Origin of the sequence: Candidatus Glomeribacter gigasporarum BEG34 (genome assembly GCF_000227585.1) — a bacterium.
Classification (GTDB): Bacteria; Pseudomonadota; Gammaproteobacteria; order Burkholderiales; family Burkholderiaceae; genus Glomeribacter; species Glomeribacter gigasporarum_B.
The window spans coordinates 114,392-129,976 of sequence record NZ_CAFB01000037.1; the positions used below are offsets into that span (position 1 = coordinate 114,392).

At 55.0% G+C, this 15,585-nt stretch carries 18 protein-coding genes; 5 read left to right on the forward strand and 13 right to left on the reverse strand.

The genetic code is table 11. The features are described 5' to 3' along the window. Positions 1 to 15: 15 nt before the first annotated feature. A complete protein-coding gene (gene gyrA / locus CAGGBEG34_RS02735; RefSeq protein ID WP_006682349.1) occupies positions 16 to 2,592 on the reverse strand; it encodes a DNA gyrase subunit A in 2,577 nt (858 codons plus the stop codon). A 382-nt stretch (positions 2,593 to 2,974) separates the two neighbouring features. Between gyrA and ompA the strand changes: the two genes are divergently transcribed. Genes ompA through CAGGBEG34_RS02755 form a run of 4 tightly spaced genes read left to right on the forward strand, consistent with a single transcriptional unit; the run spans position 2,975 to position 5,733 of the window. Next, entirely contained in the window at positions 2,975 to 3,754 is a 780-nt protein-coding gene (ompA, locus tag CAGGBEG34_RS02740) for an outer membrane protein OmpA (protein ID WP_006682350.1), read from the forward strand. A gap of 52 nt (positions 3,755 to 3,806) precedes the next feature. After that, positions 3,807 to 4,505 carry a bifunctional 2-polyprenyl-6-hydroxyphenol methylase/3-demethylubiquinol 3-O-methyltransferase UbiG gene (gene ubiG / locus CAGGBEG34_RS02745; protein WP_006682351.1) on the forward strand — a complete coding sequence of 233 codons (699 nt, stop codon included), beginning with the start codon at positions 3,807 to 3,809 and terminating at the stop codon, positions 4,503 to 4,505. A 13-nt stretch (positions 4,506 to 4,518) separates the two neighbouring features. Then, positions 4,519 to 4,800, forward strand: a complete 282-nt coding sequence (locus CAGGBEG34_RS02750; protein ID WP_006682352.1) for an exodeoxyribonuclease VII small subunit — start codon at positions 4,519 to 4,521, stop codon at positions 4,798 to 4,800. Positions 4,801 to 4,818: 18 nt separating this feature from the next. After that, entirely contained in the window at positions 4,819 to 5,733 is a 915-nt protein-coding gene (locus CAGGBEG34_RS02755; protein WP_006682353.1) for a polyprenyl synthetase family protein, read from the forward strand. Here CAGGBEG34_RS02755 and CAGGBEG34_RS11580 read toward each other — a convergent pair. Then, entirely contained in the window at positions 5,656 to 5,880 is a 225-nt protein-coding gene (locus tag CAGGBEG34_RS11580) for a hypothetical protein (protein ID WP_238984940.1), read from the reverse strand. The genes CAGGBEG34_RS02755 and CAGGBEG34_RS11580 overlap by 78 nt on opposite strands. Positions 5,881 to 5,904: 24 nt before the next feature. On the opposite strand from CAGGBEG34_RS11580, the gene dxs reads away from it, so the two are divergent. Further along, positions 5,905 to 7,815 carry a 1-deoxy-D-xylulose-5-phosphate synthase gene (gene dxs, locus CAGGBEG34_RS02760; protein ID WP_006682354.1) on the forward strand — a complete coding sequence of 637 codons (1,911 nt, stop codon included), beginning with the start codon at positions 5,905 to 5,907 and terminating at the stop codon, positions 7,813 to 7,815. Between the two features lie 69 nt (positions 7,816 to 7,884). Here dxs and yidC read toward each other — a convergent pair whose 3' ends face one another. The 11 genes from yidC to nuoN form a co-directional block, all read right to left on the reverse strand. Continuing rightward, the gene (gene yidC / locus CAGGBEG34_RS02765) at positions 7,885 to 9,528 is read right to left on the reverse strand and encodes a membrane protein insertase YidC (RefSeq protein WP_006682355.1); all 1,644 of its coding nucleotides are present in this window, start codon (positions 9,526 to 9,528) and stop codon (positions 7,885 to 7,887) included. A 26-nt stretch (positions 9,529 to 9,554) separates the two neighbouring features. Then, positions 9,555 to 9,797 (reverse strand): membrane protein insertion efficiency factor YidD, encoded by a 243-nt coding sequence (gene yidD / locus CAGGBEG34_RS02770; protein WP_042687799.1) that lies wholly within the window; start codon positions 9,795 to 9,797, stop codon positions 9,555 to 9,557. 37 nt (positions 9,798 to 9,834) lie between these two features. Further along, positions 9,835 to 10,230, reverse strand: a complete 396-nt coding sequence (locus CAGGBEG34_RS02775) for a ribonuclease P protein component (RefSeq protein ID WP_006682356.1) — start codon at positions 10,228 to 10,230, stop codon at positions 9,835 to 9,837. 2 nt (positions 10,231 to 10,232) lie between these two features. Next, the gene (rpmH, locus tag CAGGBEG34_RS10020) at positions 10,233 to 10,367 is read right to left on the reverse strand and encodes a 50S ribosomal protein L34 (protein ID WP_006682357.1); all 135 of its coding nucleotides are present in this window, start codon (positions 10,365 to 10,367) and stop codon (positions 10,233 to 10,235) included. Between the two features lie 75 nt (positions 10,368 to 10,442). Further along, positions 10,443 to 11,759: an ABC transporter substrate-binding protein gene (locus CAGGBEG34_RS02780; RefSeq protein WP_006682358.1), complete on the reverse strand. Its 1,317-nt coding sequence runs from the start codon at positions 11,757 to 11,759 to the stop codon at positions 10,443 to 10,445. Positions 11,760 to 11,902: 143 nt separating this feature from the next. Continuing rightward, positions 11,903 to 12,664 carry a hypothetical protein gene (locus CAGGBEG34_RS02785; protein WP_006682359.1) on the reverse strand — a complete coding sequence of 254 codons (762 nt, stop codon included), beginning with the start codon at positions 12,662 to 12,664 and terminating at the stop codon, positions 11,903 to 11,905. A 116-nt stretch (positions 12,665 to 12,780) separates the two neighbouring features. Continuing rightward, the gene (locus CAGGBEG34_RS02790; protein ID WP_006682360.1) at positions 12,781 to 13,116 is read right to left on the reverse strand and encodes a DUF2818 family protein; all 336 of its coding nucleotides are present in this window, start codon (positions 13,114 to 13,116) and stop codon (positions 12,781 to 12,783) included. Between the two features lie 20 nt (positions 13,117 to 13,136). Next, a complete protein-coding gene (locus CAGGBEG34_RS02795; protein ID WP_042687802.1) occupies positions 13,137 to 13,664 on the reverse strand; it encodes an AlwI family type II restriction endonuclease in 528 nt (175 codons plus the stop codon). Then, positions 13,654 to 13,860, reverse strand: coding sequence for an AlwI family type II restriction endonuclease (locus CAGGBEG34_RS11305; RefSeq protein WP_042687805.1), 207 nt, complete (start codon positions 13,858 to 13,860; stop codon positions 13,654 to 13,656). Before CAGGBEG34_RS11305 ends, CAGGBEG34_RS02795 begins: the two co-directional genes overlap by 11 nt. Beyond that, positions 13,851 to 13,988 (reverse strand): DNA adenine methylase, encoded by a 138-nt coding sequence (locus CAGGBEG34_RS11585; RefSeq protein WP_320408615.1) that lies wholly within the window; start codon positions 13,986 to 13,988, stop codon positions 13,851 to 13,853. Before CAGGBEG34_RS11585 ends, CAGGBEG34_RS11305 begins: the two co-directional genes overlap by 10 nt. Positions 13,989 to 14,080: 92 nt before the next feature. Further along, on the reverse strand, positions 14,081 to 15,580 hold the full coding sequence (gene nuoN, locus CAGGBEG34_RS02805) for an NADH-quinone oxidoreductase subunit NuoN (RefSeq protein WP_006682361.1): 1,500 nt from the start codon (positions 15,578 to 15,580) through the stop codon (positions 14,081 to 14,083). Positions 15,581 to 15,585: the final 5 nt, after the last annotated feature.

A 15,585-nucleotide genomic window follows, 5' to 3' on the forward strand; every position in this document is an offset into this window, starting at 1 on the left:
CGTGACGAAGGTATTTTATACTTCCAACGCTGCTTCTTCCCCAGCGATATGCTGCAATCCTGATAATGTACTCCCTTTATCAAGGTGGATCAGTGTAACACCCTGAGCCGCCCGGCCCAGCTCGCGTATTTCGCACACGCGGGTGCGGACCAGCACGCCTGCCGTGGTAATTAGCATCACCTGGCTGTCTGGATGCACCAGCGTCGCTGCAACGACCCGGCCATTGCGCGGCGTTGTCCGGATTGCAATCATACCCTTAGTACCGCGTCCGTGGCGGGCGTATTCGCGGACTGGCGTGCGTTTGCCAAATCCGTTCTCGGTTGCGATTAAAACCGACTGTTGTTCATTTTCCGCCACCAGCATCGCAATCACCCGCTGCTCTTTTTCAAGCTGCATGCCACGCACGCCGCGCGCGCCGCGTCCCATCGCGCGCACATCGTTTTCGCTGAAGCGAACGGCTTTGCCGCAGTCGGAGAATAGCATCACATCATGCTGTCCATCGGTGATTGCAGCGCCTGCCAGATAATCCTCTTCGTCCAGCTTTACCGCGATAATGCCTTTTTTCATCGGACGGCTGAATTCGTCCAGCGGCGTTTTTTTGACAGTGCCCAGCGCAGTGCTCATCAAGACATATTGGCGTGCATTAAATTCCTTAACGGGAAGTACAGCGGTAATTTTTTCATCCGGCGCGAGCGGAAACATATTCACAATGGGCCGTCCGCGCGACTGGCGCGAACCAAGCGGCACTTCATAGACTTTGATCCAATAGACGTGACCGCGATCTGAAAAGCACAGCAGAGAATCGTGCGTATTGGCAATAAAGAGGTTTTCGATCCAATCGTCTTCCTTAATTGCAATGGCTTGTTTACCGCGCCCTCCGCGCTTTTGCGCGCGGTATTCATCCAGCGGCTGAGACTTGATATAACCCGTATGAGAAATGGTCACCACCCGATCTTGCGGCGTAATCAAATCTTCGCGGCTCAAATCTTCTGTATTGAACTCGATTTGAGAGCGTCGCGCGTCGCCAAACTCCTGTTTTAGAGCCCTCAGCTCATCGCCAATGAGGGCGCTGATGCGTTCGGGCCTGGCCAGAATATCGAGCAGATCCGAAATTTTCTCGACCATCGCGCGGTATTCGGAGACGATTTTGTCCTGCTCAAGCCCGGTTAACCGCTGCAGGCGCATCTGCAAAATTTCCTGCGCCTGCGTTTCCGAGAGCGCATAAGCGCCGTCCGGCCGAAGCCCAAACTCTGCGTCCAAATCCGGCGGTCGGACCGCGGCGCCGCCGCCCGCCGATAGGCGCTCAACGCGCGCGAGTAAATCGCGTACCAGAGGCGAAGGCCACGGCCTTGCCATCAGCGCTTGTTTTGCTTCAGCGGGCGTCTGCGCCGTTTTAATCAGCGCAATGAAAGTATCGATATTCGCCAGCGCTACCGCCAGCCCTTCCAGCACGTGGCTCCGCTCGCGCGCGCGCCGCAACTCGAAGCGGGTTCGGCGCGTGATGACTTCGCGCCGGTGCGCCAGAAAATACCCCAGTATCTGCTGCAGATTCAGCAATCTGGGCTGACCGTCAACCAGCGCCACCATATTGATCCCGAAGGTGTCTTGAAGCTGGGTCTGTTTATATAGATTGTTCAGTACCACTTCGGGCACTTCGCCACGCTTGAGTTCAATCACCGCGCGCATTCCGCTTTTGTCGGATTCATCCCGGATATCCGAAATCCCTTCCAGCTTTTTTTCATTGACCAGCGCCGCCATGCGCTCAAGCAGAACGCGCTTGTTGACCTGATAAGGCAGTTCATCGATGATGATCGCGTGGCGCTGTCCGCGGTCGATGTCTTCAAAATGCGTCTTGGCGCGCATCACGACCCGGCCCCGTCCGCTCCGGTATCCCTGATGAATGCCGGCGGCGCCGTAAATAATGCCCGCGGTTGGAAAATCCGGTGCGGGCACAATCGCAATCAATTCATCTATCGTCGCATCGGGCTTTTTCAGCAGATATAAGCAGGCATCGACAATTTCGTTCAGATTATGCGGGGGAATATTGGTGGCCATGCCGACCGCAATGCCGGACGAACCATTCATCAGCAGGTTGGGCGCGCGCGCGGGCAGGACCACCGGCTCACTTTCATGACCGTCGTAATTGGGCGCGAAGTCAACCGTTTCCTGATCAATATCGGCCAATAATTCATGGCCGATTTTTGCCATCCGGATTTCGGTATAACGCATTGCGGCCGGGTTATCGCCGTCAACCGAGCCAAAATTGCCCTGGCCGTCGATTAACCGATAACGCAGCGAAAAATTCTGCGCCATGCGTACAATCGTGTCGTAGGCGGCGGTATCGCTATGCGGGTGATATTTACCAATGACATCGCCGACAATGCGCGCGGATTTTTTATGGGGACGGTTCCAGTCATTATTCATCAGATGCATCGCATACAGCACGCGGCGATGCACGGGTTTCAGGCCATCGTAGACGCTTGGCAATGCCCGCCCGACGATGACGCTCATCGCATAATCGAGATAGGAACGCCGCATTTCCTCCTCAAGAGAAACCGGCAATGTCTCTTGAGCGTAGTGTTCCTGATCCATATTGACTGGCTTTTGACTTAAAACGGAGGTGCGAGAAGCGGCGAGAAAGAGCTTAAATGTAAAATTTTAGAGCATTTTTCAGTGAGACTGCATAAGGAGCGAGCGCGAAGCGACGCCGTGCAAGCCGCTGAAAAATGCTCTAGCATGTGTCCCGTTCCGGCTTAGGCCATAGAAAGCGCCCGCGGACGAACACATCCCGATCTGCCGCGCTTTTCCGTTGCGTCCTTGAGACATTTTTTCAAGGATATCCCGCCTCGCGGGATATTTCCGCGACCTGAGCGCACACTATGGCAGAATGCGCAATGCAATCAAAAGGTGTACGAAGCGCAGAGGGCACTCTACAGTTTATTTGATTCAATCTTCCGAAAGGAGAAAAGCAATCATGAACAAATTTTTCAGGCTGGCATTCGCTGTGGCCGTCGCGGTAGCCATCACCGGGCCCGCTTCGGCGCAATCCGTGCCTGCATCAAAGCAGGATATCAACGATAACTGGGTGAATGGCACAGGCGAGCAGGTATGGATGAACGGCACGCATGAGCTGTGCTGGCGCAATGGTTTCTGGACGCCTGCGACTGCCAATCAAGGATGCGATGGCGCGCTTGTTGCGGAAGAGCCTGCGCCCCCTCCAGTTGCGCCGCCTCCAGTTGCGCCGCCTCCGCCCAAAATGATTAGCCAGAAAGTCAAATATCAGGCGGAGACTCTGTTTGATTTTGATAAAAGCGTGCTGAAACCGGAAGGCCGGGCGAAACTCGATGATCTTGCTGAAAAAATCAAAGGCATTGATCTTGAAGTCATTGTAGCGACGGGCCATACTGACCGAATTGGCACTGATAAATACAATGACGCCCTTTCTGCGCGGCGCGCCCAGGCAGTGAAAGCCTATCTGGTTCGCAGAGGCATCGATGCGAAACGCACGTATACCGAAGCAAAAGGCAAACGCAATCCGGTGACAACGGGCTGCAATCAGAATCTGAAAACGCAGCGTCAAGCGTTGATTGCCTGCCTTGCGCCGGATCGCCGGGTGGAAGTGGAAGTCGTTGGAACGCGGACGATCACACAGGTGATACCGCCCCAATCTTCAGGTCAAGGCGTGTCCCCCGCGCAACCGGATAGCGCATCCGAGCGCAACGCTGTTGAGCCGCCTCCACAGCCCAAAAAATAAAAGTGGGCAAAAGCCCTGCCAAGGCAGGGCTTTTTTTGCTCTAATTTTTATGGTGATCAATGCCGATCCACAAGAATTGCATCAGTTTGGCGCGCTTGCGCATCGCTGGTGGGACCCAGAGGCCGAATTCAAATTATTGCACCAGCTGAATCCGGTTCGCCTGAGCTGGATTGATCACTATGCGCGCTTGCATGGCGGACGCGTTCTTGATGTGGGTTGCGGCGGGGGCATTCTCTGCGAATCAATGGCGCAACTGGGCGCGCGCGTTAAAGGAATCGATTTATGCGCCGAGTCGCTCAGCGCTGCTGAGCTGCATCGGCTTGAGACAGGCGTATCGGTGGATTATGAAAAAGTGAGCGCAGAATCTCTGGCAGCGCGCGAACCCGGCCACTATGATGTCGTGACATGCATGGAAATGCTTGAGCATGTACCCGATCCCGCCGCCATCGTCGCGGCATGCGCAACGCTTGTGAAACCCGGCGGATGGGTCTTTTTTTCAACTTTGAACCGCACGCCTAAAGCCTATCTGCTTGCGGTCATCGCTGCGGAATATCTGCTTCGCATACTGCCGCGCGGCACTCATGACTATGCACGGTTTATCCGTCCTTCTGAGCTGGCCGCCTCCGCGCGCGCTGCGCATTTGCGCGTTCATGTGATTTCCGGACTCAGTTATTCTCCGCTCAGTCCATGTTTTACCTTATCCAAAGATACTGCGGTGAATTATATGCTGGCCTGCGTCCGCGCGTCTTAACAGGAGTTTCGCAATGCGCAAAGCGCAACTAAAGGACAATCCAGCCCTGCCGGATGCTACGCCGCCGCTGAACTATGAGGCGGCGCTGGCTGAACTGGAAGCGCTGCTCGCGCGGATGGAGGAGGGGCATTTGAGTCTTGAGGATTCGCTCGCGGCATACCGGCGCGGCACGGCGTTGATTGCCTATTGCCGCGCGCAACTTGAGCATGTTGAACAACAGGTGCGCGCGCTCGACGGTGAAGCGCTGCAAGCGTTCCGGGCGGATGAGGGCGCGCTCCTCAATTCTGAATCATAGTGTCGCCTGGGCCGGGATATGAATGAAATGACGCCCAGCTTCGAGCAGTGGCGCAGCCTAAGGCTTGCGCGCATTGAGCGCGCGCTCGATGTGGCTCTGCCGCCTGCAAATACGCGGCTGCATCAAGTGATGCGTTACGCCGTGCTGGGGAACGGTAAGCGTATCCGGCCCTTGTTATGTGTCGCCGCGGGCGAATGGGCCGGCGCGCCGGATCATGCGCTCGATGCGGCCGCCGCTGCGCTTGAAATGATGCACGCGTATTCGCTGGCGCACGACGATCTGCCTTCAATGGATAACGATAGAGTGCGGCATGGCAAACCCGCGCTGCATCTTCGATATGATGAAGCGGCCGCCATATTGGCCGGTGATGCTCTGCAAACGCAGGCTTTTATGACCTTAATTGAAGGCGAACTGGCGCCATTGCAATGCGCGGCGCTGGTGCGCGAGCTGGCAACCGCCAGCGGTTCGGCAGGTATGGCGGGCGGTCAGGCAATGGATATCGAAAGCGCCGGCGCGCATCCAACGCATGCAGCGCTTGAAAAGATGGCGCGCATGAAAACCGGCGCGCTCCTTCGGGCGGCGGTGCGCATGGGCGCGTTATGCGCCGCATCTCCTACGGAGAACGCGGATATTCCGCCGTTTCCGGAAGCGCTTGAGCGTTACGCCAGCGCGATCGGTCTTGCGTTTCAGATGGTCGACGATATTCTGGATGCCGTTTCCGATTCCGAGACGCTGGGCAAAACCGCTGGCAAAGACGCGCGCGACCGTAAACCGAATTATGTATCGATCCTTGGACTGGCCGCTTCCCGCGCGCAGGTTGAACAATTGCGCAACGCGGCGCTCGCGGCGCTCGCGTCATTGCCATCCTCCGACCAGAAACCCGCGCATCGGCTGGCGCAGTTGGCTGATTTCATCGCCAAACGCGCCTATTAGAGTGTTTTTCAGCGGCTTGCCCTGCGTCACTTCTGCGTGTTCGGTATTCGGGATCGCTGCGGGGTCGCATCCATCGCGCTGCGCGCGACGGAACCTGCTCCGCCCGCATCGATCCCCATACTGTCTTCGCGCTCGTTCCTTGTGCAATCTCGCTGAAAAACACTCTAAACCATGACTAAATATCCATTGCTTAAAACGATTGACGATCCCGCCGCGCTGCGTTCGCTCGACCGGCGCGCGCTCAAACAGCTGGCCGACGAACTGCGCGCCTTTGTGCTGGAAAGCGTCTCGCGCACCGGCGGGCATTTATCGTCTAATTTGGGCACGGTCGAGCTGACCATTGCCTTGCATTATGTATTCAATACACCGCACGACCGCATCGTGTGGGATGTCGGACACCAAACCTATCCGCATAAAATTTTGACTGGACGGCGCGCCGCGATGGCGACGCTACGCCAGCAGGGCGGACTGTCCGGGTTCCCGCGCCGTTGTGAATCTGAATACGATGCATTTGGCACCGCGCATTCGAGCACTTCCATTTCGGCTGCGCTTGGCATGGCGCTCGCGAGCCGCTTAAAAGACGAATCCAGATTTTGCATCGCGGTGATTGGCGACGGCGCGATGTCAGCCGGAATGGCCTTTGAAGCGATGAACCATGCCGGCGTCTGCGATGATTTACCTCTGATTGTGGTGCTGAACGACAATGATATGTCGATTTCCCCCGCGGTCGGCGCGTTGAACCGTTATCTGGCGCGGCTGATGTCCGGTCGCTTTTATGCGGCGGCGAAAAAAGGCGTCGAGACGGTGCTGCGCGTCGCGCCGCCGGTGTTGGAATTTGCGCGGCGCTTTGAAGAACATGCGAAAGGCATGGTCGTGCCAGCCACGCTGTTTGAAGCGCTGGGTTTTAACTACATCGGTCCGATAGACGGGCACGATCTCGATTCGCTGATTCCAACATTGAATAATCTCAAAGCGCTTAAAGGGCCGCAATTTCTGCATGTGGTGACCAAGAAAGGGCAAGGTTACAAGCTGGCCGAAGCCGATCCGGTGCTCTATCACGCGCCGGGTCAATTCAATCCGCTCGACGGCGTGCAGCCGAAATCGGCGCGGCGCTCCGCTGCGCGCAAAACGTATACACAGGTATTTGGAGAATGGTTGTGCGAAGCGGCGGCGCGCGATGCGCGCATTGTCGGGATTACGCCCGCAATGCGCGAAGGTTCAGGCTTGGTCGAGTTTGAGCGACGTTTTCCAGAGCGTTATTACGATGTGGGCATTGCCGAGCAGCACGCGCTGACCCTTGCCGGCGGGCTGGCGGTTGAAGGCTTGAAGCCGGTGGTGGCGATTTATTCCACCTTTTTGCAGCGCGCCTATGACCAGCTTATCCACGATATTGCGCTGCAGAAACTGCCGGTGGTGTTTGCAATCGACCGCGCCGGCGTGGTCGGCGCAGACGGCGCAACGCATATGGGCGCGTATGATCTCGCCTTTCTGCGCTGCATTCCCAATCTGACGGTGATGGCCGCTTCCGACGAAAACGAGTGCTGGCAGATGCTCAATACCGCGGCGCAACTCAATGGGCCGGCGGCGGTGCGTTATCCGCGCGGCTCAGGGCCGGGCGCACCGGTTTTCAAACATGCGCGTGCGTTGCCGATAGGCCGCGGCGAGATGCGGCGCGAATCCGCGCAGCCGTGCGGCCAGCGGATTGCGATTCTTGCATTTGGCACGATGGTCGCGCAGAGTCTGATCGCGGCCGAGCAGCTCGATGCCAGCGTGGCGAATATGCGCTTTGTCAAACCGCTGGATCAAACGCTCGTCGTCCAGTTGGCGCAAACCCACGACGCGCTGGTCACAGTTGAAGAAGGCTGCGTGATGGGCGGCGCGGGTTCGGCGTGCATCGAATCTCTGCTCGCGCATGGCATTGAGCGCCCGATGCTGCAACTCGGATTGTCAGACCGCTTTATCGATCATGGCGATCCAGCCCGCTTGCTCACGGACCACGGTTTGGACGGTGAAGGCATTGCGCAAGCCATTCAAAACCGTTTTTCTTCTGCGGCGCAGCGTTTTTCCAAGCGGGTAGCCTAGAGCATTTTTCAGTGAGATTGCTACTGGCGCGAGCGCGCAGCAACACAGTGCCAGCCGCTGAAAAATGCTCTAAACAACAGGATTCGAAAAGCGGCGCGCAATATACCACTGTTGCGCAATCGAAAGCATATTATTCACGACATAATACAAAACCAGACCCGCCGGAAAAAAGAAGAACATCACTGAAAACGCCAGCGGCATGAAGAGCATCATTTTTGCCTGCAATGGATCAGGCGGCGTCGGATTCAGGCGTGTCTGGATAAACATTGTCGCGGTCATCAACACCGGCAGAATAAAATAAGGATCGGGCCTGGATAAATCCCGAATCCAGCCAAGCCAGGGCGCGCCGCGCATTTCCACGGAGGCGAGCAATACCCAGTACAAGGCGATAAACACGGGAATCTGGATTAAAACCGGCAAACATCCGCCAAAGGGATTGACCTTTTCCGTTTTATAGAGCGCCATTAACGCGGCATTCATTTTCTGCGGGTCGCCTTTGAATTGCTCGCGCAGGGTTTGCATCCGCGGCGTGATTTTTCTCATCCGCGCCATGGAACGGTAACTGGCCGCGGATAAAGGAAAGAATGCCGCCTTGATCAGGAGCGTCAGCACAATAATAGACCAGCCCCAATTTCCCAGCAGGCTGTGAATTTTCTCAAGCAGCCAGAACAGCGGCTTGGCGATCAGCGTCATCCAGCCGTAATCCTTGACTAACTCCAGACCCGGCGCGATGCGCTCCAGCATTCGCTCTTCCGCCGGGCCGGAAAAAAGACGGGAACGCGCTTCAATGCTTTGTCCAGGTTCAACCGTTTGCAGATTCTGTTTGGCGCCGACGCGATACAGGGATGGACCGAGCTTGCCGACATACATCTCCCGCGGCGTGCCTTGCGGGGCGATCCACGCCGATGCGAAATGGTATTGCGTCATCGCAATCCAGCCGTTGTCTGCCTGAGCTGTGTATTCAGCCTTGCCTTTATCAATATCGCCAAAGGAAATTTTCTGGAGACGCTGCTGGGCGGTATACACTGCCGGGCCGATAAAAGTATGCGAGAAACGCGGCGCCTCGACCGGCGCGTTATCGCGCACCAGCTCTGTATATAACGCTGGCCTCACTGCGGTTGCGCCCGCATTGATGATTTGATGACGCACATCCATCACATAACTGCCGCGCGTGAATCTATAGGTTTTAACCAGTTGAACGCCGCCTTTGACGGGCGATTTAAACTGTACCTCCAGCGTATCCGCGCCGTCCGTGAGTTCGCGCGGACCCGGCTGCACCGTAAATAGATCATGGTGATTGGGAAAGGCGTCCCCGGATGGGCCTCCGACTAGACCGGTGCGCGCAAGATAGGTATGCGCGGGCCTTTCATCAAACAGGGTCATAGACAGAGAGCTTTTTTCAGTGCCCCCAGGCCGAACTAGCCTCAGTTTGGAGAGTGTTCCGCCGCGCGTATCGATCTGGATATCGTAGACATCCGTTTTAACGTGGACTTTTTCGCCTGCCGGCGCGCCAGGTTGATCTGGCGCGCGGTTTTCGGAAACGGGCGGCAGATCAGCGGTTCGTGTATTTGAAGAGCGGATTCCGGAAGTTTGCGGAGATGTGGCGCTTGGGAAAAACAGGGATGAACGGCCATGCTCGCGTTGCCAGTTGTCAAAAAGCATCACGAGCGAAATGGTGAAAATGATCCACAAAACAGAGCGCTTAACATCCATTGACAGGGTTCTCTTTAACAAATGTTTTAAATGGCGGCATCGGATTTGAACGGATAGGATTCAGGGACGGGATCAAAGCCGCCGGCTGAAAAGGGATGGCAGCGGCAGACTCTCTTGAATGCAAGCAGGCTGCCGCGCGCTGCGCCGTACTGCTTAATTGCGTGATGCGCATAATCTGCGCATGAAGGCATAAAGCGGCAACGGTGACCCAGCATTGGGCTGAATGCGAATTTGTAGCAGCGCAGCAGTGCAAGAAGCAGGGTGTGCATGAGGAAATGGAAAATTAAGTTGCGCGAATCTATGGTTTTAAGTCTGTGTTATCCGCCTGAGGGCGGCGGCGAATAATATTTCTATTTCGTCACGGCACATTTTTTTCAGCGCAGGCGATGATGCGCTCCGGAACGCTTGTTTATCCAAGCGGCGGTATAGCCTGAGCAGAATATCCCAGCCAAAAAGCTGGGCGCGACGAACCCGGAATATTTCGCGTCCAAGCCGTTTAATCAGCGCGCGGCTGACCGCGCGCGGCGCAGCCTTGAGGCCAACGACGAGGCCAATGCGGGCCGCTTTGCACGTGCGGCGTCCATAAAGGACAAAATGCGCAGTGCGTTCCCAGGGACGCAAGCGAAAAGCGGATGAAAACTCATCCGCTTTTAAAAGCCTTGCATTTTGGGGTAAGGGAGCGCGAACGCGCTCATTGATCATACCTAAACCGATAGGCGTTTACGTCCTTTCGCGCGCCGCGCATTGATGACTCTGCGCCCCCCCCCTGTTTTCATACGGGCGCGAAAACCGTGGGTGCGTTGACGGCATATCACTGAAGGTTGATAAGTGCGTTTCATATTTTTCTGCTTGTGATTCAGTCAAATCCTTTTATTTAAACAACTTTTAGGCTAAGCGTCAATAGTGCACAGGCTCTATTTTTTCAGACCGACCCCATAGAAAACCGTTGCGCCGAACATATAACCTTTGAAGCCAGTGACATTTTTATTGAGTACATAATAGTTGATCGGATACGCAATTGCTGTATAGGGCTGCTCGCTCTTGAAAATTTTCTGCGCTTTGAGATAAAGCGCCGTGCGCTGGCCGATATCAAGCGTGCGCACCGCCTGCTCAAGCAGCGCATTAAATGCTCTGGCCTTGCTGCCTTCGCACCATTGCGAGAAGTTGCTGCCGCGCATTGCGCGGCAACCCAAGGACCATTGCATCGGCGGCAGCGGCGCGACCCCTGCCTGCGCGTGGCCGAAATGCACAGCATCGATAGTGGCCTTCTTATCGATGACCATATCGAGTGCGCGCCGCATGTCCACATTGTCAAGCGGCGGATGTTTGACGTTGTATGCCAGCAAATTAAGGGCGAAATTCCTGTTCTCGCCGCCGATGACTTGAAGATGCGGGTGGGTCTTCAACTCGGCATATGGCGTAATCGCAAACACCAGCCGGGAGAGCTGTACATCCTCCGGTGTCCAGTCGTCTGGACTGCCCTTGAAATGGATCGTCGCGTCTTTGAGATATTTCTCAAAAATAAACGGCCCGGTTCCAATGGGTTTCTGTTTGATTTCGGGCACTTTGTCTGCCTTGAGCAATTGACCTGCATATTCAGCAGAGTAAATAGAGGCCGCCGGGACCGCAAAACTGCCGAGAAAAGGCTCACTGGCAGACTTCAGCGTAAAACGCACGGTATAGGAATGTGGAGGACCCACGGCTTCGACTTTCTCAATATTGTCAAAGCCAAAGAATTCCGCGCCTGGAAATTCAGACGGATAAGCCTTGCGAAACGGCATATCCGGGTCGAGCATGCGCCTGAAAGTGAAGACTACATCCTTGGCATTGAACTCACGCGAGGGCGTGAACCAGGGCGTGGTATGGAACTTCACGCCATGCCGGAGAATAAAGGTATAGACCCGGCCGTCGGGGGAAATCTTCCATCGCTTGGCAAGCGCAGGCCCCAGTTTCGTAGTGCCGCGCTCGTATTGCACCAACTGGTTGTAAATCGTGCCGCCAGAAGCCGTATAGTCGGTGCTTGACGCATACTGCGCTACATCAAATCCGGCTGGAGCGCCTTCAGAGCAATAGACGAGCGTCCTGCCCTTTCCTGCAAGCGCCGCGTTCAGCGATGAAAGCCCGTTGAACGCGCCTGCCTGTGCGCGATGAGGCGCAATCAGCGCGGCGGTTGTCAGAATAGCAGCCGCTGAAAAATGCGCTAGCTTCAGGAAGAAAGATAGGGTGTGCATGACAGCCGCCTATGAGGGTGATTCATACGAATAGCATAGGGGCTGTCGCTGAATTATTTAAGATGAAAAGACCACTATGAAGCCGAGCGCGCCGCGCGGCCCATCCCTCGAAACAGCGGTCCGGGTAGATGGCTCTATGCAAATCAGGCTATCTCTACCGCATATTCAGGTTTCTTTCCGGAAGACTCCCCTTTCTCTTCTTCCAACGCTGGCTGCACTGCAGGCTGTGGTTTAAGAAGCGCTGTCAGCCTGGTCCAATGTTTTTCTTCCATCTTGCTGAAGTCATTGAAACAGACGGCATGCAGAATATCCAACAGAACACGGAGTTCTTCTATACGTGCAGAGATTCTGGGGTCCTCTTCTATTTCTTGAGATTCATGCACGTCAAGAGAAGGCGTGGCGCTGGCTAAAGGGATGTGACCGGGAACGCTTTGTGTAGCAGAACAGTCGGAATGCGCAGATAAATGGTCAGCGCTGGAATCATTAACAGCCTTGGAATTTTCCGCGGAGAAGCGAATGTCGCCTAGAAATTTGAGACAGTTTTCGAGGACCTCTGCACATGCACCTGGGCTGAGTTGCGACGCTATTTTTTGCGCCTGTTGCTTTACATCCTGTTCAGGGTCGATTCCAAACGTGCTGAAAAGTTCGTTCATCTGAGCGTCTAGGTTCCGTATTCTGGCGAGCAGGTAGGCATCTTGCGCATCTACAGTTATGTAGTGGTTGTTCACCAAATTTTTCACACTCGTCTCTACCCGCGTTCCTCCGAAAACACAGCCAGTTATTTTATTAAGGCTATCTATAATTACGGAGTCCGCATACTCCCCTGCAGAACTTGCAAGGGTTTGGATCACGCCATATTCTCTTGGCGTTACGTCGGTATTTGCATTACTTACTGTTGGCAACATAGGACTACTCCTTCTGTTAGATCATTTCTCAAAAAATCTCAAATTCTAAAATGCTGCTACGCTGCCACTTTATCTGTACGATAGATTTAGCCTATTTTAAGAAGTGCTCCAGTTTGTTATGCATCATCCCGGTACAAATTTACATGAGGCGGCTTCAGCAAATAATAGACGGTAAAGCCCGGAGCAGCAAATATCAGAAAGAGGCAAAATGTTACAACGTAAAACGGCCAGCGCTGACTAAATACAGCGCCCGCGCGCGCCTCAAGCACGCGGCTAACGGCTCCTACGATGCAATAAAAGGCCAGCAGTTCTGCCAGTTGCCAACCCAAATGTTTGCGAACGCCTTCACATCGGCGCGGTATCGGCAAACATCCCAGCATGCGTTGGGTGAGAAAGGGTACATTGGCCAACACAAAGGCCAGCAATACAATGAATATCCCTGCCGGTGACATGATTTAAATTGTTTCAAAAATCAATTCATCAGAATCGATTGAATGGTTTGTTGTATGACTTGCTCAATCCCGCGCTTCCACGCGGGCGCCTCATGTGCGCCCCGAAGGCTGCCGCAGCGATCAAGCAGGGTACGAACGCGGGCGGCGTCTGTCTTCCCAGACCGAAATAACGCTTCAAAAAACCCTTTGAATTGCCTCAGCGTCATCGGCACAATGTTGAGCTGCATTTTGACATCGTTCCGAGTGTACCAAACGCCAATCCGAAATGTTTCGGCCGTATTTGAGTCGATACGGTTCGCAATAAACAGGCCATACACCGGCTTGCCCGGACATTCTGCGTAGTGAACCGCCAAGTCAGCCACATGGCGGCGCACTGGCTCTCCCTCGGAGGCTTCCTGGCGCGAATTGTCGGTTAACGTCACCTCGACCGCAATGACGTAGTCATCGAACTCAAAAATGAGAGCTGGACCGTTGCCAGGGGCAGTGCAGACAGGCAAAAAATCCTGGTCAATCTTGAAACGCCGCGCATCAAAAGGTTTATTTAACAAACTGTTGATAGCGAGAAAGGCCCGCCACAACACCCTCCAGCACCGCGCGCGCTGAATCTTTATGGTCAGTCGGCAAAGTTGCGCCATTGCATAGCGTGACAAAATACAAACGATTGGAATCTGGAAAATGGAATTCCTGAATCAGCTTTTCGACAAAAATGAAATCGCCTGGCTGCGCATGTTCATTTAATACCACCTTGTGTCAGCGCACACAATCGTGGTTGTTCGCAAGCACTCTGCAGCGGCTTTAAGCAATGCTGCGTCCAGGATTTTTGGATTTTTGTAATGCCCGAACGGCACATTGAACTGGCCTTGACGATTCACACGGTCAAACCATTAAAGCATGTTTTATTCAGGAAGAGCGTGCGAGCGGCCGCTTTGGAGAATGACCGGAATGCGCTTTGTAACAGGCACCATTATGAATATAATGTGTGATGTATTGCGTACATACACGCCGACATCAGCGGCCCCGGCAGAAGTCCCAGCGCAAGCGCCGCGACGCCGTTCATCATGAGCAGCGCGTTCGCGCTAGATGAGGGCATGACCGGCGCGTGTTCTTGCGGCGCATCAAAATACATGAATTTAACGACGCGCAGATAGTAAAACGCGCCGATGAGCGAAGTGAGCACCGCAAGCGCGGCGAGCCAGACTGAACCGGTGTTCATCAATGCCTGCAGAACGGCGAATTTGGCGTAAAAGCCAGCGGTCGGCGGGATGCCGGCCAGCGAAAACATCATCAGCAGCATTACAACCGCCAACATTGGATGACGCTGGCTTAAACCTTTCAAATCATTCAGTTGATCCGCTTCAGATCCGCGTCGCGATAGAGCGAGTATTACGCCGAAGCTGCCCAGCGCCGTCAGTGCATAAATCAGGCTATAAAACATCGCCGCGCCATACGCATTGGTCGCACCATTGGTTTGTCCATCGACAACGCCAGACAATACGCCGATCAGCACAAACCCCATTTGCGCAATCGCGGAATACGCCAGCATCCGCTTGATGTTGGATTGCATCAGTCCGGCCAGATTTCCAATCACGAATGACAACGCAGCGAAAATGAGGAGCATCCGCTGCCAATCCTCTGCAAGAGGCAATAGGCCAGACGCCAATATACGCAGACTCCACGCAAACGCCGCCGCTTTAGGCGCGCCGCCAATCAGCAAGGTCAGCGCCGTCGGCGCGCCCTGATAAATATCCGGAATCCACATATGAAAGGGCGCGACGCCTAATTTAAAGGCAACGCCCGCAATGACGAACACAACGCCGAACAGCAAGATCGTCGTATTGATATGGCCCCTCATCAACGCATGGGACACTTCGCCTAAACCCAGCGCGCCGGTTGCGCCATAGATCATTGAAGTGCCATACAGCAAGACGCCGGACGCCAGCGCGCTGAGCACGTAATATTTGATCGCTGCTTCAAGCGAATGCGTGGAATCCTGACGCAGCGCGATCATCGCAATCAGCGGCAAAGACATCAGTTCAAGGCCGAGATAGAGCGTCAGAAAATGCGCGCCTGAAATCATCACGCACTGCCCGATCAGGGAGCACATCGCGAGCATGAGCAAATCGCCGCGTAATAGATTACGCGCCTCAAGATAGGCGCGCGAATACACCAGCGTTACGGCAAAACCCGCGGCGACAGCCGCTTTCATCACGTTCGCAAACGGATCGATGACCACCATTTTTGAAAAGAAAACATAGTGTTGCGTATCCAGCGCGGCGAGCAGCGCGTAACCGGATGCCGCCAGGATAGACGCGCCTAACGCAATGGCGTAGGTGCGGCGGCTTGCGCGGGAGGGCGCAGCCTCCCCATCCGTCAAATGGACTGCAACGGTTTCGTTGACAAGCGCGAATAAAACGCACAGCAGCAGGACAGCGTCAGGCAAGAGGGGTAAGAGGGCAGTGATCACGATGG